A 24403-nucleotide genomic window follows, 5' to 3' on the forward strand; every position below is an offset into this window, starting at 1 on the left:
GGCACGCGCCCCGTACGCCTAGGCCACGCGCCACGTACCCCCACGGCACACGCCACGTCCCCGCCCGGCCGCCAACGGCTCGCCCCCCTCGCCGGCACACCAGCGGGGCGCAACTCGTGCTCGGCCGCCACCGGCTCGCCGCCCCCGCCGCCGCGTCGCCCGTTCGCCCGTTGTCACACCCGTGCTGTTGCATGGAGGGCATGGAGAACACGAGCGACGCAGGACCCGGCACTCTTCGCGCATCCGCCGACGCCGTGCTCGCCCGGCTCGTCGGGGACGACACCGGCGGGGCGCGGCTGCGCGAGGACCAGTGGCGGGCGATCGAGGCGCTGGTCGCGGACAAGCGGCGTGCGCTCGTCGTGCAGCGCACCGGCTGGGGCAAGTCGGCGGTGTACTTCGTCGCGACCTCCCTGCTGCGGGCCCGGGGCAGCGGGCCGACCGTGATCGTCTCGCCGCTGCTCGCGCTGATGCGCAACCAGGTGGAGGCTGCGGCCAGGGCGGGCATCCACGCCCGGACCATCAACTCCTCCAACACCGAGGAGTGGGACACGGTCCAGGAGGAGGTGGCCGCGGGCACGGTGGACGTGCTGCTCGTGAGCCCCGAAAGGCTGAACAACCCGGACTTCCGCGATCAGGTCCTGCCCCGGCTGGCCGCGGCCACCGGTCTGCTCGTGGTCGACGAGGCGCACTGCATCTCCGACTGGGGTCACGACTTCCGGCCGGACTACCGGCGGCTGCGCACCATGCTCGCGGAGCTGCCGCCCGGGGTTCCGGTGCTGGCCACCACCGCCACGGCCAACGCCCGGGTGACCGCGGACGTCGCCGAGCAGCTCGGCACGGGAGCGGAAACCGACGCCCTCGTGCTGCGGGGTCCGCTGGACCGGGAGAGTCTGAGTCTGTCGGTCGTACGCCTGCCGGACGCCGCCCACCGGCTGGCGTGGCTGGCCGACCACCTGGGCGAACTGCCCGGCTCCGGAATCATCTACACGCTCACGGTGGCCGCCGCCGAGGAGGTCACCGCCTATCTGCGGCAGTGCGGCCACACCGTCGCCTCGTACACCGGGCGCACGGAGAACGCGGACCGCCAGCAGGCCGAGGAGGATCTGCTGGCCAACCGGGTCAAGGCGCTGGTGGCCACCTCCGCGCTGGGCATGGGCTTCGACAAGCCGGATCTCGGCTTCGTCGTGCACCTCGGCTCGCCCTCCTCCCCCATCGCCTACTACCAGCAGGTCGGCCGGGCGGGCCGCGGTGTGGAGCACGCGGAGGTGCTGCTGCTGCCGGGCAAGGAGGACGAGGCGATCTGGCAGTACTTCGCGTCGGTGGCCTTCCCGCCCGAGGAGCAGGTGCGCCGGACGCTCGACGTGCTCGCGCGGGCGGACCGGCCGCTGTCGCTGCCGGCCCTGGAACCGCTGGTGGAGCTGCGCCGCACACGCCTCGAGACGATGCTCAAGGTCCTTGACGTGGACGGCGCGGTGCGCCGTGTGAAGGGCGGCTGGACCACCACCGGCCGGAGCTGGTCGTACGACTCCGAGCGGTACGCGTGGGTGGCGCGGCAGCGTGCGGCCGAGCAGCAGGCGATGCGCGACTACGCCTCTTCGACGGGCTGCCGCATGGAATTCCTCCGGCGGCAGCTGGACGACGAGGAGGCCGCGCCGTGCGGCCGGTGCGACAACTGCGCTGGGGCCCGGTTCGACGCCAAGGTGACGGACGCCGCCCTGGACGCGGCACGCGGCGAGCTCGGCCGGCCGGGGGTGGAGGTCGAGCCGCGCAAGATGTGGCCGACCGGCCTCCCGGCGGTCGGGGTCGATCTGAAGGGCCGTATCCCCGCGGGCGAGCAGTCCTTCCCTGGCCGTGCGCTGGGGCGGCTCTCGGACATCGGCTGGGGCAACCGACTGCGGCCGATGCTGTCACCGCAGGCGGCCGACGGTCCCGTGCCGGACGACGTGGCGGACGCGGTGGTGCGGGTCCTGGCCGACTGGGCCAGGGGACCGGGCGGTTGGGCGTCCGGTGAGCCCGACGCACCGCCGCGTCCCGTGGGGGTCGTCACGGTCGCCTCGCACAGCCGGCCGCGGCTCGTCGACTCCCTCGGCCGGCGGATCGCGGAGGTGGGCAGGATGCCTCTGCTGGGTGCCGTCGAGTACGTACCGGAGGCGGCGGACGAGCGGATCTCCCGGACGAACAGCGCGCAGCGGGTCCGGGGTCTGCACCGGGCGCTGACGGTGCCTCCCGCGCTGGCGGCGGAATTGGCGTCGGCCGGCGGGCCGGTGCTGCTGGTCGACGACCTTTCGGACAGCGGGTGGACACTCGCGGTGGCGGCGCGGCTGCTGCGGCGGGCGGGTGCCGAGGGGGTGTTTCCGCTGGTCCTCGCCGTCCAGGGATGACGTGACGCGTCATCGGCCGCTCAACTGGGCAGGATATGAGCGTCATACCGGCCGATTCCAGACAGCAGGTCCAATTGCTCGTTGCCGCCTGCCCATTGAGCCAGCAAGAATTGGAAGCCGCCCCCCGCACGGCCCGTTCGCGGTCCTGAAGGGCTGTGCCGCGGTGCGCCCTCACCCGATCCTGCCCGCACTGTGGGCGCGTATGCGAAGGGAGGACCGTGACCTTCGGATTCGCTCCGTCCGCAGCCGGCTCGATCACGTCTTCGGCCGACTCAGCAAGCCGTCTCGCCCGTCTGCTGGAGCCCGCCGAGTGGGCCGCAGCAGGGATTCCGCTGCTGCGCAATCCGCGCGAAGTCGTCAGCGGCCTGCACGTCCGCCACCGGCCGACACCCGCGACCGCCGTGGTGGCCGTGCTCGATCATGAGGAACGGCTGGCCGCCAGCGCCTCGTTCGTGCGGCGCCGCTCCGATCCGGCGGACGGCTGGGCGTTCCGCAATGCCCTGCTGGCGCACCTGCGCCGGGTCATCCCGCACGATCTGCGGCGGCGGACCCCGGTGCGTACGGCCGTCCTGCTCTACTGCCGCGAGGGCGACGAACGGTGGACGGAGGAGGACGGGGCCTGGATGTGGGGGCTGCGGGACGCGTGCACCCTGCACGGTCTGCGGTGCGGCGCGTACATCACCCTGACGAGCGGCGGTTGGCAGGTGCTGGGCGAGGGCCGCGGCGGCCGGCGGCCGCACTCCACCTCACAGCCGGGTGATCTGGCGGACGTGTCGGTGGACGATGCGTTGCCCGCGCCGCGGACGGCGAGCGGCGCCGTCGAGCCGCTTCGGCGCACGGCCGCGCGCTGAACCGGCCGGTGCGGCACGCGGCCGGGCGCCCGGGCACTTCGCACAACGGGTGACCGGCCCCGGCACTGCTCCCCCACGGGGGCCGCAGTGCCGGAAGGCCTCGTCACCGGAAGTCTCGTCGGCCGGACAGCCTCGGTGCCGCGCGGTCGCGGTGCCGCCCAGTCTCGGGCCGCGCGGTCTCGGTGCCGGCCGGGTCATGAACCGGGCACCGGGCCGTGCGGTCCGACGACGGGTGCGCCCACCACGGTGGATGCCCACGACGGAGTGCGCCGCGACGGCTGCGCACGGCGACGGGTGCCCCCGGTGGCCACGCGAACCCAGCATCCACGGAGGGCGGTCATGACCGGACGGCGGACCCATTCGGTCAGCTCCGCGCGACCCGAGCCCCGGGCCGCGCGGTCCGACGACGGGGTGCGCCCACCACGGTGGGTACCGGCGACGGAGGGCGCCCGCGACGGCTGCCCACAGCGACGGGGCCTCGGTCGCCACGCGCGAACGCGGCACTCACCGGACGGCAGCCACCGAGTCCAGGGCCAAGGGCACCCGCGGCTCAGGAGACGCTCAGACTCCCGCGCCGAGCACGGAGTTGATCCGCTGCGGGTCACCGCACACGATCAGCAGCGCGCTCGCCCGGGTCAGGGCGGCGGGCAGCACACGGGCGGTCGCGTCGTCGCCGCCGCCGTTGACCGCGACGACCACGACGGGGCGGCCCGAGGCGCGCTCGACGGCGGCCGCGTCGGCGAAGAACACGTCGTCACGGGCGTCGTGCTGGGCCCAGTAGGCGGTGTCGCCGAAGGACAGCTCGTGCGTGGCCCACGGGTGCTGTTCGCCGGTCGTGAGCACCAGGATGTCGCCCGGGGCACGGCCGGTCTCGAGCAGCAGGTCGACCGCTTCTTCGGCGGCGTCGAGCGCACCGTCGGCCGGAGCGGGGATCAGCTGGATCTGCGGTTGCGGCTGCGACGCGGAACGATTCTCCGGCCGGGACGACGGGGACTGCCCGGCACCGGAGTGCGGGCGCGGCACCGGCGGCGCGGGACGGGCCGGGCCGGGGCCCGGGCGACCGGGACGCGGCGAGGCCGCGGAACGCGGACCGGGTACGGGACGGGGGGTCGGCGCGGGGCGGCCGGCGGCCGGAGTTGCGCGGGGACCCTGGGCACTCTCGTGAATCTGAGGCTCCTCGGGGATGAGAGGCATAAATGGATGTCTATCAGACGTCGGTGCGAGAAGCACCGCCGGGTGGCACCTGCGTGCGATCCGGCTCTTCGGGCGGGCAGTGCCGGACAGTTCAGAAATCGAAGCCGAGCTGGCCCCCGTCTTCGAGTGCGGCCGCCTCGGCGGAGAGACGGACCTTCTTGAGGTGGCGCCACTGGGGCAGCGCGTCCAGATACGCCCAGCTCAGCCGGTGGTACGGCGTCGGCCCCCATTCCCGGAGCGCCGCCTTGTGGACCGGCGAGGGGTAGCCCGCGTTGGCCCCGAACCCGAAGGTCGCGTAGTGCGCGTCCTCCGCTTCGAGGGCGGCCATCATGGCGTCCCGCCGCACCTTGGCGATGACGGACGCGGCCGCCACGGCGACACAGGACTGATCGCCCTTGATCACCGTGCGGACCCGCCAGGGCAACCCCAGATAGTCGTGCTTGCCGTCCAGGATCACCGCGTCGGGACGTACCGGAAGCGCGTCCAGCGCCCGCAGGGCCGCCAGCCTCAGCGCCGCGGTCATCCCGAGCTCGTCGATCTCCTCGGGGGAGGCGTGCCCGAGGGCATGCGAGGTGACCCACTTCTCCAGCTCCTCGGCCAGTTCGGCACGACGGTTGGGGGAGATCAGCTTGGAATCGGTCAGTCCGGCGGGTGGCCGGCGCAGTCCGGTGACAGCGGCGCAGACCGTGACGGGCCCGGCCCACGCCCCGCGTCCGACCTCATCGACGCCGGCGATGATCTTGGCGCCGGTTGTCGCTCTGATCGAGCGCTCGACGGTGTGGGTGGGTGGTTCGTACGGCATGGCGCTGACAGATTACGCCGCCCGACCCCGGCCGCGATACCCGGATTGGCATCCCGCGGCCGAGCCGGTCGCCGCCGGCCGGGCGGGTCGCGGTGGCAGCCTTTGCACGGAATCCACGGCTCCGTTCCGGATCGCGAGGTTCCGGGGCGCGCGAGCCCCCGTCAGACCGCCTGGGAGCGGAGCAGGGGCAGCATGACCCGGTCGACCAGCTCGGCGATCTCGGCGTCCGCCCATTCACTTCCGCACATCTTGGAGCGGTACATCATCATGGCGGGCATGACATCGACGACCATGTCGTCGGTCGCTTCCGCCCGAACCTCGCCCCTTGTGATTCCGCGCCGCAAGACCTCCCGGAAGAGGCGCGTGGAGGGCTCGATCACTCCACTGAGGATCAGGCCATGAAAGCGTTCAGCGGTCACACTGTCGCATTCGTGAATCACCGAGCGAAGTGCGAAGCCTGGCCTGGAGTACATCGCGTCCCGGATCCGGCGACAGAGTTCGTAGAGGTCCTCGCGCACACTGCCCCGGTCGGGGGCCTCGCTGAACGTGGGCAGCCCGGCCTGCAGCGCATCGGCGACGAGATCCTCCTTCGAGGGCCAGCGCCGGTAGACGGCGGCCTTGCCCGTCTGGGCGCCGGCCGCGACGCCCTCCATCGTCAGGCCGCTCCAGCCGACGGTACTCAGCTGCTCCAGGGCGGCCTCCAGGATCGCCCTCTCCAGGACGGGACCCCGGCGCCGGAAGGGCACCCTCTGCGGCCGAGCGGCGGCCGACGAACTCGTGGTAGCCATCAGGACTTCTCCATCGATGCGGTGTCAACTCTCCATCAGTGCGGGGACTTTGTCGCGCGACAGGTTCAGTGAACGGTTGCGTTCCCTGAAGGGGACTCCTACCGTTGACGCGACAGTGAACGGGCTCGTTCACTACTTACTCATGGGGGACCCATCGTGACCACCTCTCCACCGGAAACCAAGAGCGGGCCCGGCGCCGCCCGCAGACAAGGCCGGCCGGGAATCGCGCTCACCGTCATCGCCGCCTGTCAGCTCATGGTCGTGCTCGACGCGACCATCGTGAACATCGCGCTGCCCCACATCCAGGACGCGCTGTCCTTCTCGACGACCGATCTGTCCTGGGTGCTCAGCGCGTACACGCTGACCTTCGGCGGTCTGCTGCTGCTCGGCGGCAGGGCGGGCGACATCCTGGGGCGTCGCCGGGTCTTCATGACCGGCATCCTGATCTTCACCTTCGCCTCCCTGCTGGGCGGATTCGCGCAGGAGCCGTGGCAGTTGCTCGCCGCACGCGCCCTCCAGGGAGTCGGCGGCGCGATCGCCTCCCCCACCTCGCTCGCCCTCATCACCACGACGTTCCCCGAAGGACCTGAGCGGAACCGGGCATTCGGGGTCTTTGCCGCGGTCTCGGCCGGTGGTGGCGCGATCGGGCTGCTGGCCGGCGGCATGCTCACCGAGTGGCTCGACTGGCGCTGGGTGCTCTTCGTGAACGTACCCATCGGTGTGCTCATCGCCTTCCTCACGCCCCTCTACATCACAGAGTCTCAGCGTCATCCGGGCCGCTTCGACATCGCGGGCGCGCTGACCTCGACGGCCGGCATGGCCTCCCTCGTATACGGATTCATCCGGGCCTCCGAGGACGGCTGGCGCGATTCGCTCACCATCACCTCGTTCGCCGCTGCCGTGGTGCTCCTCGCGGCATTCGCCGTCATCGAGTCGCGGGCCCGGGAACCGATCACTCCGCTCCGGATGTTCGCCGACCGGAACCGCTCGGGCACGTACCTCATCATGCTGAGCCTGGCCGCGGCGATGTTCGGCATGTTCTTCTTCATCGTGCTGTTCGTCCAGAACGTCCTGGGCTACAGCCCGATCCAGTCCGGGCTGGCGTTCCTGCCCGTGACGGTCGCGATCATCACGGGTGCGGGTCTGTCGCAGCGGCTGCTGCCCGTGCTCGGGCCGAAGCCGTTCATGGTCACGGGATCCGCGCTCACGGGTGTGGGCCTCCTGTGGCAGACGTTCATCACGCCCGACAGCTCGTACGTGGGCGGGGTCCTCGGCCCGATGGTGCTCTTCGGCTTCGGTATGGGGCTGAACTTCGTGACGCTGACCCTGACGGCGGTGTCGGGGGTCGCCCAGCACGAGGCGGGCGCGGCGTCCGGACTTCTCAACGCGACCCAGCAGGTCGGTGGTTCCCTGGGACTGTCCATCCTGGTCACCGTGTTCGGCACGGCGAGCCGCAACGAGGCCGAGAAGCAGATCCCCTCCTTCCTCGCCGAAGCGACCCCCGAGCAGAAGGCGCAGTTCGCAAAGACCAAGGAGCTGCCGGCGCCGTGGGGGCACGACGTCCTGACCCAGGGCATCTCGACAGCCTTCATGGCGGCCGTGCTCATGGTGCTGGTGGCCCTGCTGACCGCGGTGACGGTGATCCGGGTCCGCAAGAGCGACCTCGAGGCGCTCAGCGGCAAGGCGGAGGCGGCGGGCCCGTCGGCGGCGTAGCCCCGGCGGCCCTCCCGCACAGCCGTGACGGCCGGACCACGGCACCACGTCGAGCACGAGCGGGCCCGGTCCGGCCGCGGCGGACATCAGGCCGGCCCACGGCACACACCACGGCCGGACTGACAGCTCGCCAGGGCCGGCCCATGATCGCTCGCCGGGGCCCGGGCCCGTGATCAACTTCACCGGGGTCGGCCGGCGGCACTACGCCTGGGCAGGCCCCTGTTCACTCGCCTCGGCCGACCGTGATCAACTTCACCGTAGGCCGGCCCGCGGCACCACGCCTGGACCGGCCTGTGGTCACTCGCCTCGGCCGGGCGTCCTCAACTTCACCGGGGCCGGCCCGCGGCGCTCCGCCGGGCCGGCCCGTGGTCGCTGTGCCTGGTGCGGGCACGCGTGGACGGGCTCCCGCACCCGACGTGCCGGGGGCCGGCCGCGGGCCGCGCCTCCGTCAGGCGGCGGGGGCGGTCGGAACCCAGTCGGGCAGGTCTTCCGTCTGCTCCAGCCAGTGGGCGGGGGGCGCCCCTCCCCCGGCCGCGGCCACCACTCCACCGGCGATGGCACAGGTCGTGTCGACGTCGCCGCCGACCTGCGCCGTCGTCCAGAAGGCACGCTCGTAGTCGCCGAGGGCTCGGGCGGCCGACCAGAGCGCGAACGGCACCGTGTCGTGCGCGCTGGTGCGCCGGCCGCTGCCGAGCACGGCGGCGACCGTGCCCGCGTCGCCGTAGTCGAGCATGTCCCGGGCACGGCGCAGCCCCGCGCCCACCGCGCTGCGGGGCACCAGCGCGACGACTCCGTCGAGGAGAGCCTCGGGCGTGGGCGGCCCCGCCGGGTCGGCGGCGAGCGCGGCGGCGGCCGCGACGGCCATACAGCCCACCACTGCTTCCCGGTGCTGGTGGGTGGTGTACGAGGAGATCTCGGCCTGGTGCGTGGCCTGCTCCGGGTCGTCGGCGTACCAGGCGCCGAGCGGGGCGATGCGCATCGCTGCGCCGTTGCCCCAGGAGCCCTGGCCGTTGAAAAGCGCTGCGGCCAGCTCGCGCCAGTCGGCGCCCTCCCGGATCAGCCGGAGCATCCGGTTCACGGCGGGGCCGTAGCCCCGGTCGAAGTCATGGTGCTCGGCGAAGGAGAGGGCCAGTGCGTCCTGGTCGACGCGGCCGTGCCGGGCGAGGACGGCCAGCACCGAGCAGGCCATCTCCGTGTCGTCGGTCCACTGCCAGGGGCCGGGCGGCAGCTCGCGGCGCTTGAGCAGGGGATAGTTGGCGGGTACGAAGAACTGGGAGCCCAAGGCGTCTCCCACGGCCAGTCCGCGCAGGCTGGCCAGGGCGCGTTCGAAGCGCCGGTCGGGTGCGGAGTCAGGGATCATCGCACTGCCACTCTAACCGGTGAACCCGTACGACTCGGGGGTCCGCCAGCGCACGAACGGCTGGTCCAGCCTGTACCTGCCGTCGTCGCCGAGCAGCAGGGAGCGGGTCTCGCCGTTGCGCGGGTTGGCGAGCGACTCGAAGTCCGCGACGGTCCAGTGGAACCACCGCATGCAGAACAGCCGCATGGTCAGGCCGTGGGTGACCAGAAGGACGTTCGGCGGGTGGTCCGGGGCCTGGAAACTGCGGTGGAGACTCTCCAGGAAGGCCCCCACCCGGTCGTAGACGTCGGCGCCCGACTCGCCCTGCGCGAACCTGTAGAAGAAGTGCCCGTATCTGTCCCGGTACTCCTTCTGCAACCGCACGTCCTCCCGGTCCTGCCAGTTTCCCCAGTCCTGCTCGCGCAGGCGCGGCTCCTCCCGTACCCGCACCCGCGCGGGGTCCAGCCCGAACGCGAGGTACGTCTCATGGGTGCGGCGGTAGGGCGAGATGTAGACGCTGACCCGCTCCTCCCCGAACAGTTCGCGCAGCCGCGCGCCGGTTTCCTCGGCCTGGCGCCGGCCCGCGGCCGTGAGCCTCAAGGCGTGGTCGGGCTCCCGCTCGTACACCGTGTCATCGGTATTCCCCTCCGATTCGCCGTGCCGTACCAGAACGATGCGACGTGGTCGTGCCATGTCATGACCCTAGGGGGGAGGCCCGTGTTCCGCCGCACGGCAGCGCCGACTACCGGAGGATGGGCCGCCACGCCCGCCGCCACCGCCCCCGGCACGACCGCCGCCGCCCCCGGCACGACCGGCCCGCGCCGCGCGGCCCGGGCGTCACCCCGTCCGGGCGTCGCACCGCGCGACCCGCCGCACACCGTCCGGACCTCGGCCGCACCACCCGCGGTCACACCGTCCAGGCCGCTTCCAGGTCCACGACGTCCCCCGTGAGCGCGGCGACGTCGGCCTCGGTCTGCGCCCGCAGAGCGAGGCGCTCCACCCGCTCCGTGCGGTACTTACCGTGCTCGGCCGCCGACTGCCACATCGACAGGACCAGGAACTCGTTGCCCGGCGCCTCACCGAAGATCCCCCGCACCATGCCGGGCGACCCCGCCATCGCCGGGTTCCACACCTTCTCCTGCATCAGCGCGAAGTGATCGACCCGCTCGGCGTGGATCCGGCTGTGTGCGACCCGGACGACATCGGCGTCGGTGAACCGAGGCTCGAACCCGGTCTTCACATCGAAGCGGTAGTCGAAGAGCTTGGCCTGGAGGTTCCGGTACGTGCCCGACTGGGCGGCCGCCAGCCGGTCGTGGGACCGGGCCATGAAGGAGTCGTAGAAGGCCCGGCTCTCCCAGAAGGCGAACACATGGGCAACACCGGGCCGGCTGCGGCTCCAGCCGCCGCCCTGTCCCCGGAATCCGGGCTCACCCAGCAGCCCCGCCCATTTCCGCTGCCCCCGCTCGAACCCACGACGGTCCACCACAGTGCAGCGAATCCACTTGACCAGCACCGCGCCATCGTACGGCTGCGGGACGTGGCGCGGGTCACCCTCCGCCGCACTGCACCCCGGTAGGGGGAGTGTGTGCGGTCACGTGCTCAACGCCCGATCACACGTGGTGGTCGCGTGACACCATGGCAAGGAGCGCGGGGCCGGGGGCAGTTGGCCCCGTCCGAACGAGGCGGGTACGAGAGAGGGGAATTCGGTGAGCAGTCTCAACAAGGGGGTCGGCAAGGTCGAGGTGACGCTCAAATGGGACCCGAGCCCGTCCGGGGCCTCCGACCACGACCTCGACATCGTCGCCGCGGTCTACAGCACGGAGGACCCCCATGGCACCCCCGTCTACCTGGTGCACTTCGACAGCCGGTCGCCGGACGGCACCATCACCCTCAGCAGGGACAGCAGGACCGGCCAGGGTTTCGGCGTCGACGAGGCGATGACGCTGGAGCTGAACCGTCTCGCACCGGCGTACGCGCGCGTGGTGGTGGGTGTCGTCATACAGCAGGGTGGCGGGCGCCGGACCTTCGCCGAGATCTCCCACACCCGGGTCGTGGTCCGTGAGGGCTACACCGACCTGGAGACCCATGATTTCGCCGGCCTCCAGGACGCTACCGCGGCGACCGTCGTGGAGTTCACCCGGGACGGCACCGGCGGCTGGGAGTACCGCAGGATCATCCGCGGATTCGACACCGACCCCGAGTCGTTCACCGCGCTGATGGGCGCCGAGCACGCCTGACGGCGCGCCGTCCGCCCGCGCCGGGAGGACGCCCGACGAGGGGCGGTGGGCATCGTGCCCACCGCCCCTCGTCACAGGTGCGTTCCGGCCGGCGCGCCGGCCCGCCGGGTCAGCTGCAGCCGCTGGTGGAGCCGCAGCCCTCGCAGATGTAGCAGGAACCGGCACGCTGCATCTTCGTACCGCAGGAGAAACACAGCGGCGCGTCCGCGCTGATGCCCAGCTGCATCTCGACCAGCTCGGCCGAGGTGTGAGCCTGCTTGGGGGCCGGCACTTCCGCCTTCGGCGACGCGGCGGCGATCACCTTCGGGGCCTCCTGCTGGCGCGGGGCGGACTGGGCCAGGCCCTCGACGTCCACCTCGTCCTCGGCGGGCTCGTAGGAACCGGTCTCCAGGTGCCGCTGGCGCTCCTCGGCGGAGTGGATGCCGAGCGCGGAGCGGGTCTCGAAGGGCAGGAAGTCCAGCGCCAGGCGGCGGAAGATGTAGTCGACGATCGACTGGGCCATCCGCACGTCCGGGTCGTCCGTCATACCGGCCGGCTCGAAGCGCATGTTGGTGAACTTCGAGACGTACGTCTCCAGCGGGACGCCGTACTGCAGGCCGACCGAGACGGCGATCGAGAAGGCGTCCATCATGCCCGCGAGCGTCGAGCCCTGCTTGGACATCTTCAGGAAGACCTCACCGAGACCGTCGTCCGGGTAGGAGTTGGCGGTCATGTACCCCTCGGCGCCACCCACCGTGAAGGAGGTGGTGATGCCGGGACGGCCCTTGGGAAGGCGCTTGCGGACCGGGCGGTACTCGACGACCTTCTCGACCGCGGCCCGGATGGTCTCCTCGGCCTTCTCGGCGACCTCGGCCTTCTTCTCCTCCTTCTTCTTGGCGGAGAGCGGCTGGCCGACCTTGCAGTTGTCGCGGTAGATCGCGAGCGCCTTGACGCCCATCTTCCAGGCCTCGAAGTAGATCTCCTCGACCTCTTCGACGGTCGCCGACTCCGGCATGTTGACCGTCTTGGAGAGCGCGCCCGAGATCCACGGCTGGATGGCGGCCATCATGCGGACATGGCCCATCGCGGAGATGGAGCGCTCGCCCATGGCGCAGTCGAAGACCTCGTAGTGCTCCTGCTTGAGGCCCGGGGCGTCGATCACATTGCCGTGCTCGGCGATGTGGGCGACGATCGCCTCGATCTGCTCCGGCTGGTAGCCGAGGCGGCGCAGCGCCTGCGGAACGGTGCCGTTGACGATCTGCATCGAGCCGCCGCCGACCAGCTTCTTGAACTTGACCAGGGCGAGGTCGGGCTCCAGCCCGGTGGTGTCGCAGGACATCGCGAGACCGATGGTGCCGGTCGGGGCGATGACGGAGGCCTGGGAGTTACGGAAACCGTTCTTCTCGCCGAGGCGGAGCACGTCCTGCCAGGCCTCCGTTGCGGCGGCCCAGATCGGGGTGTCCAGGTCGTCCATGCGGACGGCGGTGGCGTTGGCGTCGGCGTGCTGCTTCATGACGCGCTTGTGCGGCTCGGCGTTGCGGGCGTAGCCGTCGTACGGACCGACGACCGCGGCGAGCTCCGCGGAGCGCTTGTAGGAGGTGCCGGTCATCAGGGAGGTGATGGCACCGGCGAGGGCGCGGCCGCCGTCGGAGTCGTACGCGTGGCCCGTGGCCATCAGCAGGGCGCCGAGGTTGGCGTAGCCGATGCCGAGCTGACGGAAGGCGCGGGTGTTCTCGCCGATCTTCTGCGTCGGGAAGTCGGCGAAGCAGATGGAGATGTCCATCGCCGTGATGACCAGCTCGACGACCTTGGCGAAGCGCACGGAGTCGAAGGACTGGTTGCCCTCGCCGTCGTCCTTCAGGAACTTCATGAGGTTCAGCGAGGCGAGGTTGCACGAGGTGTTGTCCAGGTGCATGTACTCGCTGCAGGGGTTCGAGCCGTTGATGCGGCCGGACTCCGGGCAGGTGTGCCAGTGGTTGATCGTGTCGTCGTACTGGATGCCGGGGTCGGCGCAGGCCCAGGCGGCCTCGGCCATCTTGCGGAAGAGCGACTTGGCGTCGACCTCCTCGATGACCTCGCCGGTCATGCGGGCGCGCAGGCCGAACGTGCCGCCGGCCTCCACGGCCTTCATGAACTCGTCGTTCACGCGGACCGAGTTGTTGGCGTTCTGGTACTGGACGGACGTGATGTCGTCGCCGCCCAGGTCCATGTCGAAGCCCGCGTCGCGCAGGGCGCGGATCTTCTCCTCTTCCTTCACCTTGGTCTCGATGAAGTCCTCGATGTCGGGGTGGTCGACGTCGAGGATGACCATCTTGGCGGCGCGGCGGGTGGCGCCACCGGACTTGATCGTTCCCGCGGAGGCGTCCGCACCGCGCATGAAGGACACGGGGCCGGAGGCGTTGCCGCCGGAGGAGAGGAGCTCCTTGGAGGAGCGGATGCGGGAGAGGTTCAGGCCGGCGCCGGAGCCGCCCTTGAAGATCATGCCCTCTTCCTTGTACCAGTCGAGGATCGACTCCATGGAGTCGTCGACGGACAGGATGAAGCAGGCGGAGACCTGCTGCGGCTGGGGCGTGCCGACGTTGAACCACACCGGGGAGTTGAAGCTGAAGATCTGGTGCAGGAGGGCGTAGGCCAGTTCGTGCTCGAAGATCTCGGCGTCGGCGGGCGAGGCGAAGTAGTTGTACTCCTCACCGGCCTTCCGGTACGTCTTCACGATCCGGTCGATCAGCTGCTTCAGACCGGTCTCGCGCTGCGGGGTGCCGACGGCTCCGCGGAAGTACTTGCTGGTGACGATGTTGACCGCGTTCACCGACCAGAAGTCGGGGAACTCGACGCCACGCTGCTCGAAGTTGACCGAGCCGTCGCGCCAGTTGGTCATGACGACGTCACGGCGCTCCCAGACCACCTCGTCGTACGGGTGCACGCCGGGCGTGGTGTGGATGCGCTCGATACGCAGACCCTGCCGGGCGGCAGCAGCCGCCTTGGCCCCCTTGGTACGGGACCCTCGTGCCGGACCGCTCGTCGTCTCTGTCATGCCGCCTCCCATATACGGGCAAAAACGCCCTGAAGTGCCCAGATCTTCCCAAGGCACAGTCTCTGTTCTCTTGTCGCGGGGGCTGCGCCCAGCACCCGTGACACGTCAATTGCCGCTCTGCGGCCGATCGCCGGACGGGGCGATCAGTCGGCGGCAGCGGCGGGCACCGGGACCTCGTGGGTCGCACCGGTGCCGCCCTCTTCCGCCGGCGGCCGCTGCTCGCGGAGCTCCGCGATGGCGGCCTCGAAGTCTTCGAGTGAGTCGAATGCCCGGTACACGGACGCGAAGCGCAGGTACGCGACGAGGTCGAGTTCCTGCAGGGGGCCGAGTATGGCCAGACCGACGTCGTGCGTGGTCAGCTCCGCGCTGCCGGTCGCCCGCACCGCCTCCTCGACCCGCTGGCCGAGCAGTGCGAGGGCGTCCTCGGTCACCGGCCGCCCCTGGCACGCCTTGCGCACACCGCTGATGACCTTGGCGCGGCTGAAGGGCTCGGTGACCCCGCTGCGCTTGATCACCATCAGTGAGCAGGTCTCCACCGTGGTGAAGCGGCGGGAGCAGTCGGGGCACTGGCGGCGGCGCCGGATGGACGTGCCGTCGTCGGTGGTGCGACTGTCGACGACGCGGCTGTCGGGGTGCCTGCAGAAGGGGCAGTGCATGGCTCCCAACCCTCCTTCACAGCACGACTGAATAGCCTCGGCGGAACCACTGGGGCCCTCCGAAGCAGCCACAAGCATAGGCGATGACCTTCACCCCGAAGCACCGGGTACCACTACTTGTGGGAGGCCGGGGCAATACAACCACTAGATCTTGGGTCCGGCCGCGCATCGCGCGCATCGCGCGTGTCGCGCGGCCGGGCCGCCGGAGCCGGGCGGGAGCCTACGGGAAAGGGCGCGGCTCCCGGGATCCGGGAGGCCGGGATGACAGACTGGGAGTACCAGCCCGCCCCCACCGGGCCGCGGGGCCGGAACCACCGTCATGACCCGGATCGCCACCGCGCCGCGGGTCGCACATACACCTAGTCACACGTACACGTAAGCCAATCTGCGATTTTTCACTCGAACGTGTGTTTGGCGCAACCTTTCGAAAGCAACTACCGTTGTGCAGCCAGGGAGACCATTCGAGAGGGGCCGACGACGTGACCACCACCGCAGACAGTGCCACCATCACTGCCCAGGACCGCTCACAGAGCCGACTCGAGCCGGTGCATGCCATGAATGAAGCAACCACGAGCACGGAGGGGCCCAAGCCCACGCGCTCGCTGCCCGGTCGACCTCCAGGCATCCGGGCGGACAGCTCCGGGCTCACGGACCGGCAGCGGCGGGTCATCGAAGTCATCCGGGACTCCGTACAGCGACGGGGTTACCCGCCGTCGATGCGCGAGATCGGCCAGGCCGTCGGCCTCTCCAGCACCTCCTCCGTGGCCCACCAGCTCATGGCCCTGGAGCGCAAGGGCTTCCTGCGCCGCGACCCCCACCGCCCGCGCGCCTACGAGGTCCGCGGCTCCGACCAGCCCAGCACCCAGCCGACCGACACCACGGGCAAGCCCGCCGCGTCGTACGTCCCCCTGGTCGGCCGGATCGCCGCCGGTGGCCCCATCCTCGCGGAGGAGTCCGTCGAGGACGTCTTCCCCCTCCCCCGCCAGCTGGTCGGCGACGGCGAGCTGTTCGTCCTGAAGGTCGTCGGCGACTCCATGATCGAGGCCGCCATCTGCGACGGTGACTGGGTGACCGTGCGTCGCCAGCCGGTCGCGGAGAACGGCGACATCGTGGCCGCCATGCTCGACGGCGAGGCCACCGTCAAGCGCTTCAAGCGCGAGGACGGCCATGTCTGGCTCCTCCCGCACAATGCGGCGTACCAGCCCATCCCCGGCGACGAGGCCACGATCCTCGGCAAGGTCGTGGCGGTACTGCGGCGGGTGTGACCACCCGCCGGCTCGGACCGGCCCCGGGACCCCCTGCGCCGGTCCCGGGGCCCTGCTGTGTCCCCAGGGGCCGCGCCCCAGGACCCCGGCGCCCCAAGGAGCCCCGGCGCCTTCAGGCCCCAGCGGCCTTGGAGGCCGCGTCGATCGCCGCCAGTGACTTGCGCACCTGATTGCGGTCCGTCGTGTACCAGAAGTCCGGCAGCGACGCCTTCAGATAGCTGCCGTAGCGGGCCGTCGCCAGGCGCGGATCCAGCACGGCGACCACACCGCGATCGCCCGTGGCCCGTACGAGACGACCGGCGCCCTGTGCCATCAGAAGCGCCGCATGAGTCGCCGCCACCGCCATGAAGCCATTGCCGCCCGCGTCCTCCACCGCCTTCTGCCGCGCGCTCATCAGCGGGTCGTCCGGGCGCGGGAAGGGGATCTTGTCCATGACGACCAGCTGACAGCTCGGTCCCGGGACATCCACGCCCTGCCAGAGCGAGAGCGTGCCGAAAAGACAGGTCTCCGGATCGGCCGCGAAGTTCTTGATCAGTTCGCCCAGGGTGTCCTCGCCCTGCAGGAGGATCGGCAGCTCGGGAATCCGGGTGCGCAGTTCCTCGGCCGCCTGCTGGGCCGCGCGCATCGAGGAGAACAGCCCGAGCGTCCGACCGCCGGCCGCCTGGATCAGCTCCGTGAGCTCGTCCAGCATGTCCCCGCGCTCGCCGTCCCGCGCGGGGCGGGCGAGGTGCTTGGCGACGTAGAGGATGCCCTGCTTGGGATAGTCGAACGGCGAACCGACGTCGATGCCCTTCCACACCGGCAGGTCGTCGCCCTCGGTGCCCTCGGGAGCCAGGCCCAGCGAGGCACCGACCCCGTTGAAATCGCCGCCCAGCTTGAGAGTGGCGGAGGTCAGGACCACCGACCGGTCCGCGAAGAGCTTCTCCCGCAGCAGCCCCGAGACCGTGAGTGGGGCGACCCGCAGCGAAGCGCCGCTGTGCCGGAAGGAGGCTCCTCCGCGGAGATCATGACGCTCGTACCAGACGACGTCGTACTCCGAGCCCTGAGTGATCCGCTCCGCGACCCCGTGCACCGTCTCGACGGAGGCCAGGGCCTGCTTGCGGACCGCGTCCTCGTCCTGCACGGACTTGTCACGGGTGGAGCCCAGCGCCGTGATCACCGCGCGGCAGGCGTCGCGCAGCGCCATCAGTGCATAGCCCAAGTCCTCCGGGATCTCCTCCAGGCGGCCCGGCAGGGCCAGCTCCATCAGCTTCTCGAAGCCCTCGGCGGCGGTCTGGAGCTGGTCCGCGACCTTCTCGTTGACCAGCTTCGCCGCCCGCCGCACCGCGCGATTGACCTGCCCCGGGGTCAGCTCACCGGTCGCCACCCCGGTGACCCGGGAGACCAGCTCGTGCGCCTCGTCGACGATCAGCACCTCGTGCTCGGGCAGGACCGGGGCACCCTCGATCGCGTCGATCGCCAGCAGGGCGTGGTTGGTGACCACGACCTCGGCGAGCTTGGCGCGCTCCCGCGCGGCCTCGGCGAAGCACTCCGCCCCGTAGGCGCACTTCGACGCGCCCAGGCACTCCCGGGACGAGACGGAGACCTGCCCCCAGGCCCGGTCGGAGACGCCGGGGGTCAGGTCGTCGCGGTCACCGGTCTCGGTCTCGTCCGCCCAGTCCCGCAGGCGCAGCAGGTCCTGCCCGAGCTTGCTGGTCGGGGCGGCCGCCTCGAACGGGTCGAAGAGCCCCTCCTCCTCGTCCTGCGGCACCCCTTCATGGAGGCGGTGCAGACAGAGGTAGTTCGACCGCCCCTTGAGCATGGCGAACTCCGGACGGCGGCGCAGCTGTGGATGCAGTGCCTCGACCGTCCGCGGCAGGTCGCGCTCGACCAGCTGCCGCTGGAGCGCCAGGGTCGCCGTGGCCACCACGACCCGGTCCCCGTGGGCCAGTGCGGGCACCAGGTACCCCAGGGACTTACCGGTGCCGGTGCCGGCCTGGACGAGGAGGTGCGAGCCGTCGTCGATGGCCTGGGCGACGGCCTCGGCCATGGTGACCTGGCCTGGCCTTTCCACGCCGCCGACGGCGGACACGGCGGCGTGGAGGAGCTCGGGGAGGGTTGGCTTCGTCATAGCCCGTCCACCCTACGGCGCCCCACTGACAGTCGGATCACGCGAGCCGTCGGATCACGCCAAAGGATTGCGGACGGTGCCGTGGACCGCCGCGTGCGGGCGCTCGGGGCGGTCACGGTAACCGTCCAGATGCAGCCGGTTGCGATTGAGGCAGAGCCGATCGATGCGCGGCGCGAGCAGGTCGAAGGTCTCGTACCGGTCCTTGAGCTCCGGGAAGCGCGCCTGGTAGCGCAGGATCTCCGCCCGCACGAGTGACCAGAACTCCCTTTCCGGCACACCCAGTTGTTCCTCGCACAGGGGCGCGAGGTAGCGGAAGACACCGATGAAGAGCCCCGCGTGGATGAACTGCGGGAGGAAGTCCGGTTCCTCGGTGAGCAGGACGGCCCGTACGTCGTCGGGCATCGCGTCGAGCTCGGGCAGCCGTCGCGCACTGATGTTGACGTCGTCGACGAAGTCCTTGATCGCGAGGTGCACGGGGATGTCCCGTTCGTCGAACACGACGATGGCGTTCTCGCCGTGCGGGGAGAACACGGTGCCGTAGCGGTAGAGGAAGTGCAGCAGGGGCGGCAGCAGGGCGGCGAAGAGGTGCTGGAGCCAGACGGTGGGGGTGAGGCCCGAGCGGGCGACCAGCTCGGCGGTGAAGGCCCGGCCCTGCGGGTCGGTGTGCAGCAGGGAGGCCAGGGTGCGGGCGCGTTCCCCGGACGGGAGGCGCAGCGGTTCGCGCCAGATGGCGCCGAGAAGCTCCTTGTACTGGTACGGCACCTCGGGGAGGCGGTCGTAGAGCGGGTGCTCGACGGTGACGGAGGCGACCTCGCCGAGGAGGACGACTCCGCACTCGTCCCGCAGGAAGGGGTCGCCGTCCCGCAGGCCGTGCACCCAGGCGGTGACGGCGGGGGCGGCGAGGGTGCGTTCGGTCGGGAGTCCGCGCCAGACGAGGGTGTTCAGGATCGACAGGGGCAGTTTGACCGTGTGCCGGTCGGGGCGGCTCGTGTTCAGGAAGGTCCGGATGGACTGCTGCGGCAGCCGGAGATCACCGTCGGCGGGCAGCGGCACGATCGCGCCTTCGGCGACGGCGGGGGCGAAGAGCGTGAGGATGGTCTCGTCCCACTGCCAGGGGTGGACCGGCAGGTAGAGGTAGGCGGCGGGGTCGAGGCCGCGGGCGCGCAGGGTGGCCGCGAAGGCTTCCCGGTCGGCGGGGTCGAGCTCGCGGTCGTAGAGGCGCTCGGGCGTGTCGAGCCCGGAGACGCCGCGGTAGGCGGCGAGGTCGGTGCGGACCGCGATCCAGGGCAGCCTGGCCGGTCGGCGTGCTTCGGGGGTCCAGTGCGCCGCGTCGGTGGCGGAGAAACCGACACGGCCCTTGTTGAGGACGATCCACGGGTGCCCGGTCTGGTGGCCTTCGAGGTCGGCGTAGTCGAGGTCGGCGAGCTCGGCGGCCGTGAGGGCGGTGTGGTCGAGCCGGGTGTCGGCGGCGAGGGTCGTGGTGAGTTCTCGGATGAGGTGGCCGAGGGTGGCGCCGTCGAGGGCCAGCAGGCGGCGGGCCCGTACGAGGAAGTCCAGGGGGTCGGTGAAGGGCTCCCCGTCGCGGGTGATCGAGTCGGGGGCGACCCGCCAGCTCCCGTAGGCGGTCCGGCGGGCGGTGAAGGTGACTTCGGAGCCGTCGTCGAGGCGGAAGGTGTGGGGGGCGTCGTCGGGGTGCCGGTCGCCGTCCGGGTGCTCCTCGTGCGGCGCCCCGGTGTGCCGGACCGGTTCGATGATCTCCTCGTAGGCGAACTCGCCGATCATCTTCGCCAGGAGGTGGCGGGATGCCCGGGCCCACGCCTGCGGGTTCAGCTCGGGTGGAGCGGTCGCGGCCGCCGTGACGGCCGGAGTCGGCGCGGTGGCCGGCTCCGTGGAGTCATGGGTGGCAGGGGACTTCGGCACGTGGACTCCTCAAGAGGGAACCGATGCGGTTCGAGCGGTGTGTGTAAGGCGGTGATCTTTCACAGTAGGTGCCTCAGGGCACGTTCTCGGATCATCAGAGCTGCTCGCTTCTCCGGGAGTTGGACTTCGGCGGAGCGGCGGAAACCGGCCGTCAGGAAGGTGGCGACGGACGGGGTGGTGCGGATGTCGGGCTCGGCCACCACGCGGGCGCACTCGGGCCGGTGGTCGAGGACGAGGTCGGCGACGGCTCTCAGAAGGACGGCGCCGAGGCCGCGGCCCCGATCGGCGGCGCCACCGATGAGCAGGTGGATGCCGGTGTCGTGGGGCTGGGCCGGGTAGTGGCGGGCGAGCGGGTCCAGGTCGGCCCGGTAGATCTCGAAATAGCTCATCGGGGTGTCCGCCAGGACTCCGAGGCAGGGCACGCTGTGTCCGTCGCCTTCGAGTGGGGAGCGCAGGGGGGCGGCGGTGACGGAGTCCGGGCCCGCCAGTTCCCGGAAGGCGGCGACCTCCCGGTCGTTCATCCAGTGACTGACCAGGGGGAGGTCGCGCTCGATGTCCACGGTGACGAGCCGGAAGGGCCCGGCGGGGGTGGCCGCCGGGCCCAGGTCGGCCAGGTTGTCGAGCGGGTCGGCGCCGTGGCCGCGTGCCGCCTGGGTCACGGTCGCGGTGGCGGCGTTCGCCTCGGTGGGGGGCACGCGGCGCTCCTTTCGGGCTGGTCAAAGGTGCACGGGGTTGGTGATCGTTACGTAGACGGACTGAGTGTCCACGGGGCCGACGAGTTCGTCGAGACCGTCGAGCCTGGTGAGGAGGTTGGCCTTGCAGCGCAGGGTGGGTGCTTCCAGTAGCTGCCGCGGGAGCGGTGAGCCGAGCGTGGTGGCGGTGGTGAGGAACTGGCGGAAGGCGGCGAGGAGGAGCCGTTCGTCGGCGAGGCGTTGCGCGCCGAAGGCGCCGATCAGACCGAGGACGTTGTTGATGCCGAGGTAGTAGGCGAACCGCTCGTCGGTGACGGCGTCGGAGACGAAGGTGTCGCTGGCGGTGCCGATGCCGGGGAGCCGGCTCTCCAGGGCTGCCCGGTGTGACTCACGGAAGTAGTAGCCCTGGTTGTCGCGGTAGCGGCCGCCGACGGGCCAGCCGTCGGGGTCGAGGACGACCAGGGTGTTCTGCTGGTGCGCTTCGAGGGCGATGCCCGCGGTTGCGTCGAGCCAGAGGATCGGGCGTACGACGTGGTCGAGGTAGCGGAGGAACCACTCGGCGGCGACGGCTCCGGTGGGGCGGCCCGTGCGGGCGGCGAGCCGGGACATGGTGGCGGCGAGCCGCGACTGCACGCGGGTGCTGCCGGGCCAGGGCCGCGGGGCGGTGAGGCCGGCGATGCAGACGGCGTCGTCGCCGGGGCCGAAGGGGTTGTGGCGGAGCATGACGTCCAGACCCGGCACGGGCTCCCCGGACGGCGTGTCGACCGCCAGCCAGGCGGGGTCGCGCACGATGTCGAAGCCCGGGTGGGCGGATCGCCACTCTTTCGAGAGTCCGGTGCGCAGCAGACGGTGGACCTCGACGCCGCGGTGGAGTTCCTTGCGGAGGTTCTCCCGGCGGGAGTTGGTGATCCTGACGCCGAGCGAGAGCTTCAGCATGGCGGGTGCGCCGGGCTGGTGGACGGTGCGGACGGAGGAGGTGGGGTGCCAGGGGCGGCCGTGCGGGCCGAGGTCGTGCAGCAGGCCCGCGGCGAGGAGTTCGGTGACGGCCGGGCGGTGGAGCAGTTCGCGGGCCTGCCAGGGGTGCAGGGGCAGGGCGGCCGTGTTGTCCGGGAGGGCCAGTCCGTCGGAGAGGCGGGCGGTGAGCTGGGGGGCGGGGAGGGCGCGGCCCTGCTCGGTCCAGGCGGACTCGGTGGCCAGTACGGAGCGGTCGACGGCCATCCAGTGGAGCGGGAAGGAACCGTTCAGCTCGGGTGAGTAGTGGCGGGCCTCCGACTCGGAGAACCCTTCGCGGCTCTTGGGGGTCGGGTGGAGGGGGTGGCCGAGGACGAGGGCCTGTTCGGCGGTGAGGAAGAGGTCGGCCTCGGGCGCGGGGGCGGGGTGGGCGCGCCGGTGGGCGAGGAAGTCGGCGGTGCGGCGGGCCGAGTCGGCGACCCGGCCGACCAGTTCGGTGCCTTCGCGCCCGCACGTCTCGCGGGCGAGGAGGGCGGCGACGGTCACGGCGTCCGCGGTGGGGGCGCTGTGCGGGGCGCTTTCGAGTGCGGGCGGGCCGAAGCGGTGCCACCCGGTGGGTGACCAGTGGCGGACGGGGACGAGCAGGGCGGTGCCGCTGGCGTCGAGGGGGATGCGCAGGGTGTCGCCGTCGGGCCCGGGGAGGCTGTTCTCGCGCACCCAGCAGCGGAGCAGGTTCTCGGTCGCTGCGGCGTCGGCCGCGCGGCGCGGGTCCGGGTGGTCGAGGGGGTCCGCGGAGCCGGTGGGGGTCTGTGCGGGGGCGCGGAGCTGGTCGTACGCGCCGGATTGCTGGCGCGGCACGGTCGCCGGCTCGACGGTGAGGGAGCCGTGCGTGCCGTTCGGTCCCGGGTGGTGTGCGGGGCGCCGACCGTGGGGGTCTGCTGCTTCGGGGGTGGGAGTGGGGTTCACGGAGGAGGCTTTCTGGTGAGGATGTGCGGGGTCAGCAGCGGGACGGTCCGGGGCCGTTCCCGTGGCGGTGGGACGGGGGTCGCCCGGCGGCGGCCAGGGCGTCGGCGAAGCGGTCGAGGACCGCGTCGGCCTGTTCGTCGGTGAGGGTGAGCGGGGGCAGCAGGTGGACGACGCCGCCGTGGGGGCCGCCGAGTCCGACGATGAGTCCGCGGTGCAGGCACTCCTGCTGGACTGCCGCCGCGAGGGACGGGGAGGGAGGCGGGGGCGGGGTGCCGTCGGCAGGGTGGGTGCCGGGGGTGCCCAGCACAGGGGTGTCCGGGTGGGGGGTGTCCGGGTCGACCAGTTCGACGCCGATCATCAGACCCCGGCCCCGGACGTCGCCGATGTGGGGGTGGGCGGCGGCCAGTGCCGTCAGTTGCCGCAGCATGCGGGCGCCGAGGTCGGCCGCGCGTTCGGCCAGCTTGTTGTGGCGCACGAACGCGAGGGTCGCGGCGCCGGCGGCCATGGCGAGCTGGTTGCCGCGGGTGGCGCCCGGCCGGCTGCCGGGCCCGGAGACGTCGAGAGCGGAGCTGTGCACGACGACGGCCAGGGGGAGGGAACCGCCGATGGCCTTGGACAGGACCATCACGTCGGGGACGACCCCGCTGTGCTCGACGGCCCAGAAGACTCCGGTGCGCCCGACGCCGGTCTGCACCTCGTCGGCGATCAGGGGGAGGGAACGGGCTTCGGTGAGGGCGCGGATGCGGCGCAGCCAGCTGTCGGGGGCGGGCAGGACGCCGCCGTCGCCCTGGATGGGTTCGAGGATCATCGCGGCGGGGGCGGGCAGGTCCCGGCCGGGGTCGTTCAGGAGGTTCTCGGTCCAGCGGGCGGCGAGTTCGGCGCCGCGTTCGCCGCCGATGCCGAAGGGGCAGCGGTAGTCCTGCGGGTAGGGCAGGCGGGTGGCCGCCATGCCTTCGTGGGAGCCGGTGAAGGCGACGAGTCCGCTGCGGCCGGTCGCCGTGCGGACGAGGTCGAGGGCGGCTTCGACGGCGTCGGTCCGGGCGGGACCGCAGAACTGGATGCGGGCGTCGTCGGCGAGGCGGCGGGGCAGGGTGGCGAACAGCTCGGTGGTGAAGGCGTCCTTGACGGGGGTGGCGAGGTCCTGGACGTGGAGCGGGGCGCCCGAGTCGATGACCTTCTTGATGGCTTCGAGGACCACCGGGTGGTTGTGGCCGAGCGCCAGGCTCCCGGCTCCGGAGAGGCAGTCGAGGTAACGGCGCCCGTCCGCGCCCTCGATGGTCAGCCCGCGCGCCCGCACGGGAACGACGGGGAGGGAGCGCGCGTAGGTGCGGGCCGTGGGTTCACGCAGCGACTGCCTGCGCAGGATTCCCTCGTGCGCGAGGACCGCGGCGGGCGGGACGGCCGGTGAGGACGCGTGTGAGGACGCGGGGGGCGGGGCCGCCGGCGGGGGTTCGGTCACGGCCACGTCTTCGTTCCTCCCGGTGTAACGGTTGCGTTGCACATCGGGGCGGGAGGTGGTCCGCCG

Annotated in this window: 18 protein-coding genes; 5 read left to right on the forward strand and 13 right to left on the reverse strand. The window is 71.7% G+C overall.

Annotation, left to right across the window (positions count from 1 at the left end):
- The first annotated feature begins 200 nt into the window (after positions 1 to 200).
- The gene (locus ACY34K_RS11155) at positions 201 to 2381 is read left to right on the forward strand and encodes a RecQ family ATP-dependent DNA helicase (RefSeq protein ID WP_462746016.1); all 2181 of its coding nucleotides are present in this window, start codon (positions 201 to 203) and stop codon (positions 2379 to 2381) included.
- A 218-nt stretch (positions 2382 to 2599) separates the two neighbouring features.
- Complete coding sequence (locus ACY34K_RS11160; protein WP_462746017.1) at positions 2600 to 3232, forward strand: hypothetical protein; 633 nt, start codon at positions 2600 to 2602, stop codon at positions 3230 to 3232.
- 561 nt (positions 3233 to 3793) lie between these two features.
- Here the strand turns inward: ACY34K_RS11160 and ACY34K_RS11165 are convergent.
- The 3 genes from ACY34K_RS11165 to ACY34K_RS11175 all read right to left on the reverse strand — a co-directional run bounded on the left by ACY34K_RS11165 (position 3794) and on the right by ACY34K_RS11175 (position 6016).
- On the reverse strand, positions 3794 to 4426 hold the full coding sequence (locus ACY34K_RS11165; RefSeq protein ID WP_462746018.1) for a hypothetical protein: 633 nt from the start codon (positions 4424 to 4426) through the stop codon (positions 3794 to 3796).
- Between the two features lie 91 nt (positions 4427 to 4517).
- On the reverse strand, positions 4518 to 5228 hold the full coding sequence (locus ACY34K_RS11170) for a ribonuclease HII (protein WP_462746019.1): 711 nt from the start codon (positions 5226 to 5228) through the stop codon (positions 4518 to 4520).
- 161 nt (positions 5229 to 5389) lie between these two features.
- Positions 5390 to 6016, reverse strand: coding sequence for a TetR/AcrR family transcriptional regulator (locus ACY34K_RS11175; RefSeq protein WP_462746020.1), 627 nt, complete (start codon positions 6014 to 6016; stop codon positions 5390 to 5392).
- Positions 6017 to 6172: 156 nt separating this feature from the next.
- On the opposite strand from ACY34K_RS11175, the gene ACY34K_RS11180 reads away from it, so the two are divergent.
- Entirely contained in the window at positions 6173 to 7729 is a 1557-nt protein-coding gene (locus ACY34K_RS11180) for an MFS transporter (RefSeq protein ID WP_462746021.1), read from the forward strand.
- 448 nt (positions 7730 to 8177) lie between these two features.
- On the opposite strand, the gene ACY34K_RS11185 is transcribed toward ACY34K_RS11180, so the two are convergent.
- The 3 genes from ACY34K_RS11185 to ACY34K_RS11195 all read right to left on the reverse strand — a co-directional run bounded on the left by ACY34K_RS11185 (position 8178) and on the right by ACY34K_RS11195 (position 10581).
- Entirely contained in the window at positions 8178 to 9089 is a 912-nt protein-coding gene (locus ACY34K_RS11185) for an ADP-ribosylglycohydrolase family protein (RefSeq protein ID WP_462746022.1), read from the reverse strand.
- A gap of 12 nt (positions 9090 to 9101) precedes the next feature.
- Positions 9102 to 9761, reverse strand: coding sequence for a histidine phosphatase family protein (locus ACY34K_RS11190; RefSeq protein ID WP_462746023.1), 660 nt, complete (start codon positions 9759 to 9761; stop codon positions 9102 to 9104).
- A 214-nt stretch (positions 9762 to 9975) separates the two neighbouring features.
- Positions 9976 to 10581: a YdbC family protein gene (locus ACY34K_RS11195; RefSeq protein ID WP_462746024.1), complete on the reverse strand. Its 606-nt coding sequence runs from the start codon at positions 10579 to 10581 to the stop codon at positions 9976 to 9978.
- 193 nt (positions 10582 to 10774) lie between these two features.
- Between ACY34K_RS11195 and ACY34K_RS11200 the strand changes: the two genes are divergently transcribed.
- Positions 10775 to 11305, forward strand: a complete 531-nt coding sequence (locus ACY34K_RS11200; RefSeq protein ID WP_462746025.1) for a TerD family protein — start codon at positions 10775 to 10777, stop codon at positions 11303 to 11305.
- Between the two features lie 109 nt (positions 11306 to 11414).
- Here the strand turns inward: ACY34K_RS11200 and ACY34K_RS11205 are convergent, their stop codons facing one another.
- Positions 11415 to 14318: a vitamin B12-dependent ribonucleotide reductase gene (locus ACY34K_RS11205; RefSeq protein WP_462746026.1), complete on the reverse strand. Its 2904-nt coding sequence runs from the start codon at positions 14316 to 14318 to the stop codon at positions 11415 to 11417.
- 143 nt (positions 14319 to 14461) lie between these two features.
- Positions 14462 to 14974 (reverse strand): transcriptional regulator NrdR, encoded by a 513-nt coding sequence (nrdR, locus tag ACY34K_RS11210; protein ID WP_462746027.1) that lies wholly within the window; start codon positions 14972 to 14974, stop codon positions 14462 to 14464.
- Positions 14975 to 15453: 479 nt separating this feature from the next.
- On the opposite strand from nrdR, the gene lexA reads away from it, so the two are divergent.
- Entirely contained in the window at positions 15454 to 16239 is a 786-nt protein-coding gene (gene lexA / locus ACY34K_RS11215) for a transcriptional repressor LexA (RefSeq protein WP_462746028.1), read from the forward strand.
- A 112-nt stretch (positions 16240 to 16351) separates the two neighbouring features.
- Here the strand turns inward: lexA and ACY34K_RS11220 are convergent, their stop codons facing one another.
- From ACY34K_RS11220 to ACY34K_RS11240, 5 genes are read right to left on the reverse strand one after another with little or no spacing between them, the layout of a single operon-like run.
- Entirely contained in the window at positions 16352 to 18349 is a 1998-nt protein-coding gene (locus tag ACY34K_RS11220; protein ID WP_462746029.1) for an ATP-dependent DNA helicase, read from the reverse strand.
- 54 nt (positions 18350 to 18403) lie between these two features.
- Complete coding sequence (locus tag ACY34K_RS11225) at positions 18404 to 20269, reverse strand: IucA/IucC family protein (protein ID WP_462746030.1); 1866 nt, start codon at positions 20267 to 20269, stop codon at positions 18404 to 18406.
- Between the two features lie 59 nt (positions 20270 to 20328).
- The gene (locus tag ACY34K_RS11230; RefSeq protein WP_462746083.1) at positions 20329 to 20928 is read right to left on the reverse strand and encodes a GNAT family N-acetyltransferase; all 600 of its coding nucleotides are present in this window, start codon (positions 20926 to 20928) and stop codon (positions 20329 to 20331) included.
- 57 nt (positions 20929 to 20985) lie between these two features.
- Positions 20986 to 22878, reverse strand: coding sequence for an IucA/IucC family protein (locus ACY34K_RS11235; RefSeq protein ID WP_462746031.1), 1893 nt, complete (start codon positions 22876 to 22878; stop codon positions 20986 to 20988).
- Positions 22879 to 22909: 31 nt separating this feature from the next.
- Positions 22910 to 24343 carry an aminotransferase class III-fold pyridoxal phosphate-dependent enzyme gene (locus ACY34K_RS11240; protein ID WP_462746032.1) on the reverse strand — a complete coding sequence of 478 codons (1434 nt, stop codon included), beginning with the start codon at positions 24341 to 24343 and terminating at the stop codon, positions 22910 to 22912.
- Positions 24344 to 24403 lie beyond the last annotated feature (60 nt).

The sequence above is a fragment of the Streptomyces sp. STAM6 genome (assembly GCF_054963715.1).

Coding starts and splice junctions, on each gene's coding strand:
- ACY34K_RS11155 (WP_462746016.1), top strand. CDS start 201: ATGGAGAACACGAGCGACGCAGGACCCGGCACTCTTCGCGCATCCGCC.
- ACY34K_RS11170 (WP_462746019.1), bottom strand. CDS start 5,228: ATGCCGTACGAACCACCCACCCACACCGTCGAGCGCTCGATCAGAGCG.
- nrdR (WP_462746027.1), bottom strand. CDS start 14,974: ATGCACTGCCCCTTCTGCAGGCACCCCGACAGCCGCGTCGTCGACAGT.
- ACY34K_RS11185 (WP_462746022.1), bottom strand. CDS start 9,089: ATGATCCCTGACTCCGCACCCGACCGGCGCTTCGAACGCGCCCTGGCC.
- ACY34K_RS11175 (WP_462746020.1), bottom strand. CDS start 6,016: ATGGCTACCACGAGTTCGTCGGCCGCCGCTCGGCCGCAGAGGGTGCCC.
- ACY34K_RS11190 (WP_462746023.1), bottom strand. CDS start 9,761: ATGGCACGACCACGTCGCATCGTTCTGGTACGGCACGGCGAATCGGAG.
- ACY34K_RS11220 (WP_462746029.1), bottom strand. CDS start 18,349: ATGACGAAGCCAACCCTCCCCGAGCTCCTCCACGCCGCCGTGTCCGCC.
- ACY34K_RS11205 (WP_462746026.1), bottom strand. CDS start 14,318: ATGACAGAGACGACGAGCGGTCCGGCACGAGGGTCCCGTACCAAGGGG.
- ACY34K_RS11165 (WP_462746018.1), bottom strand. CDS start 4,426: ATGCCTCTCATCCCCGAGGAGCCTCAGATTCACGAGAGTGCCCAGGGT.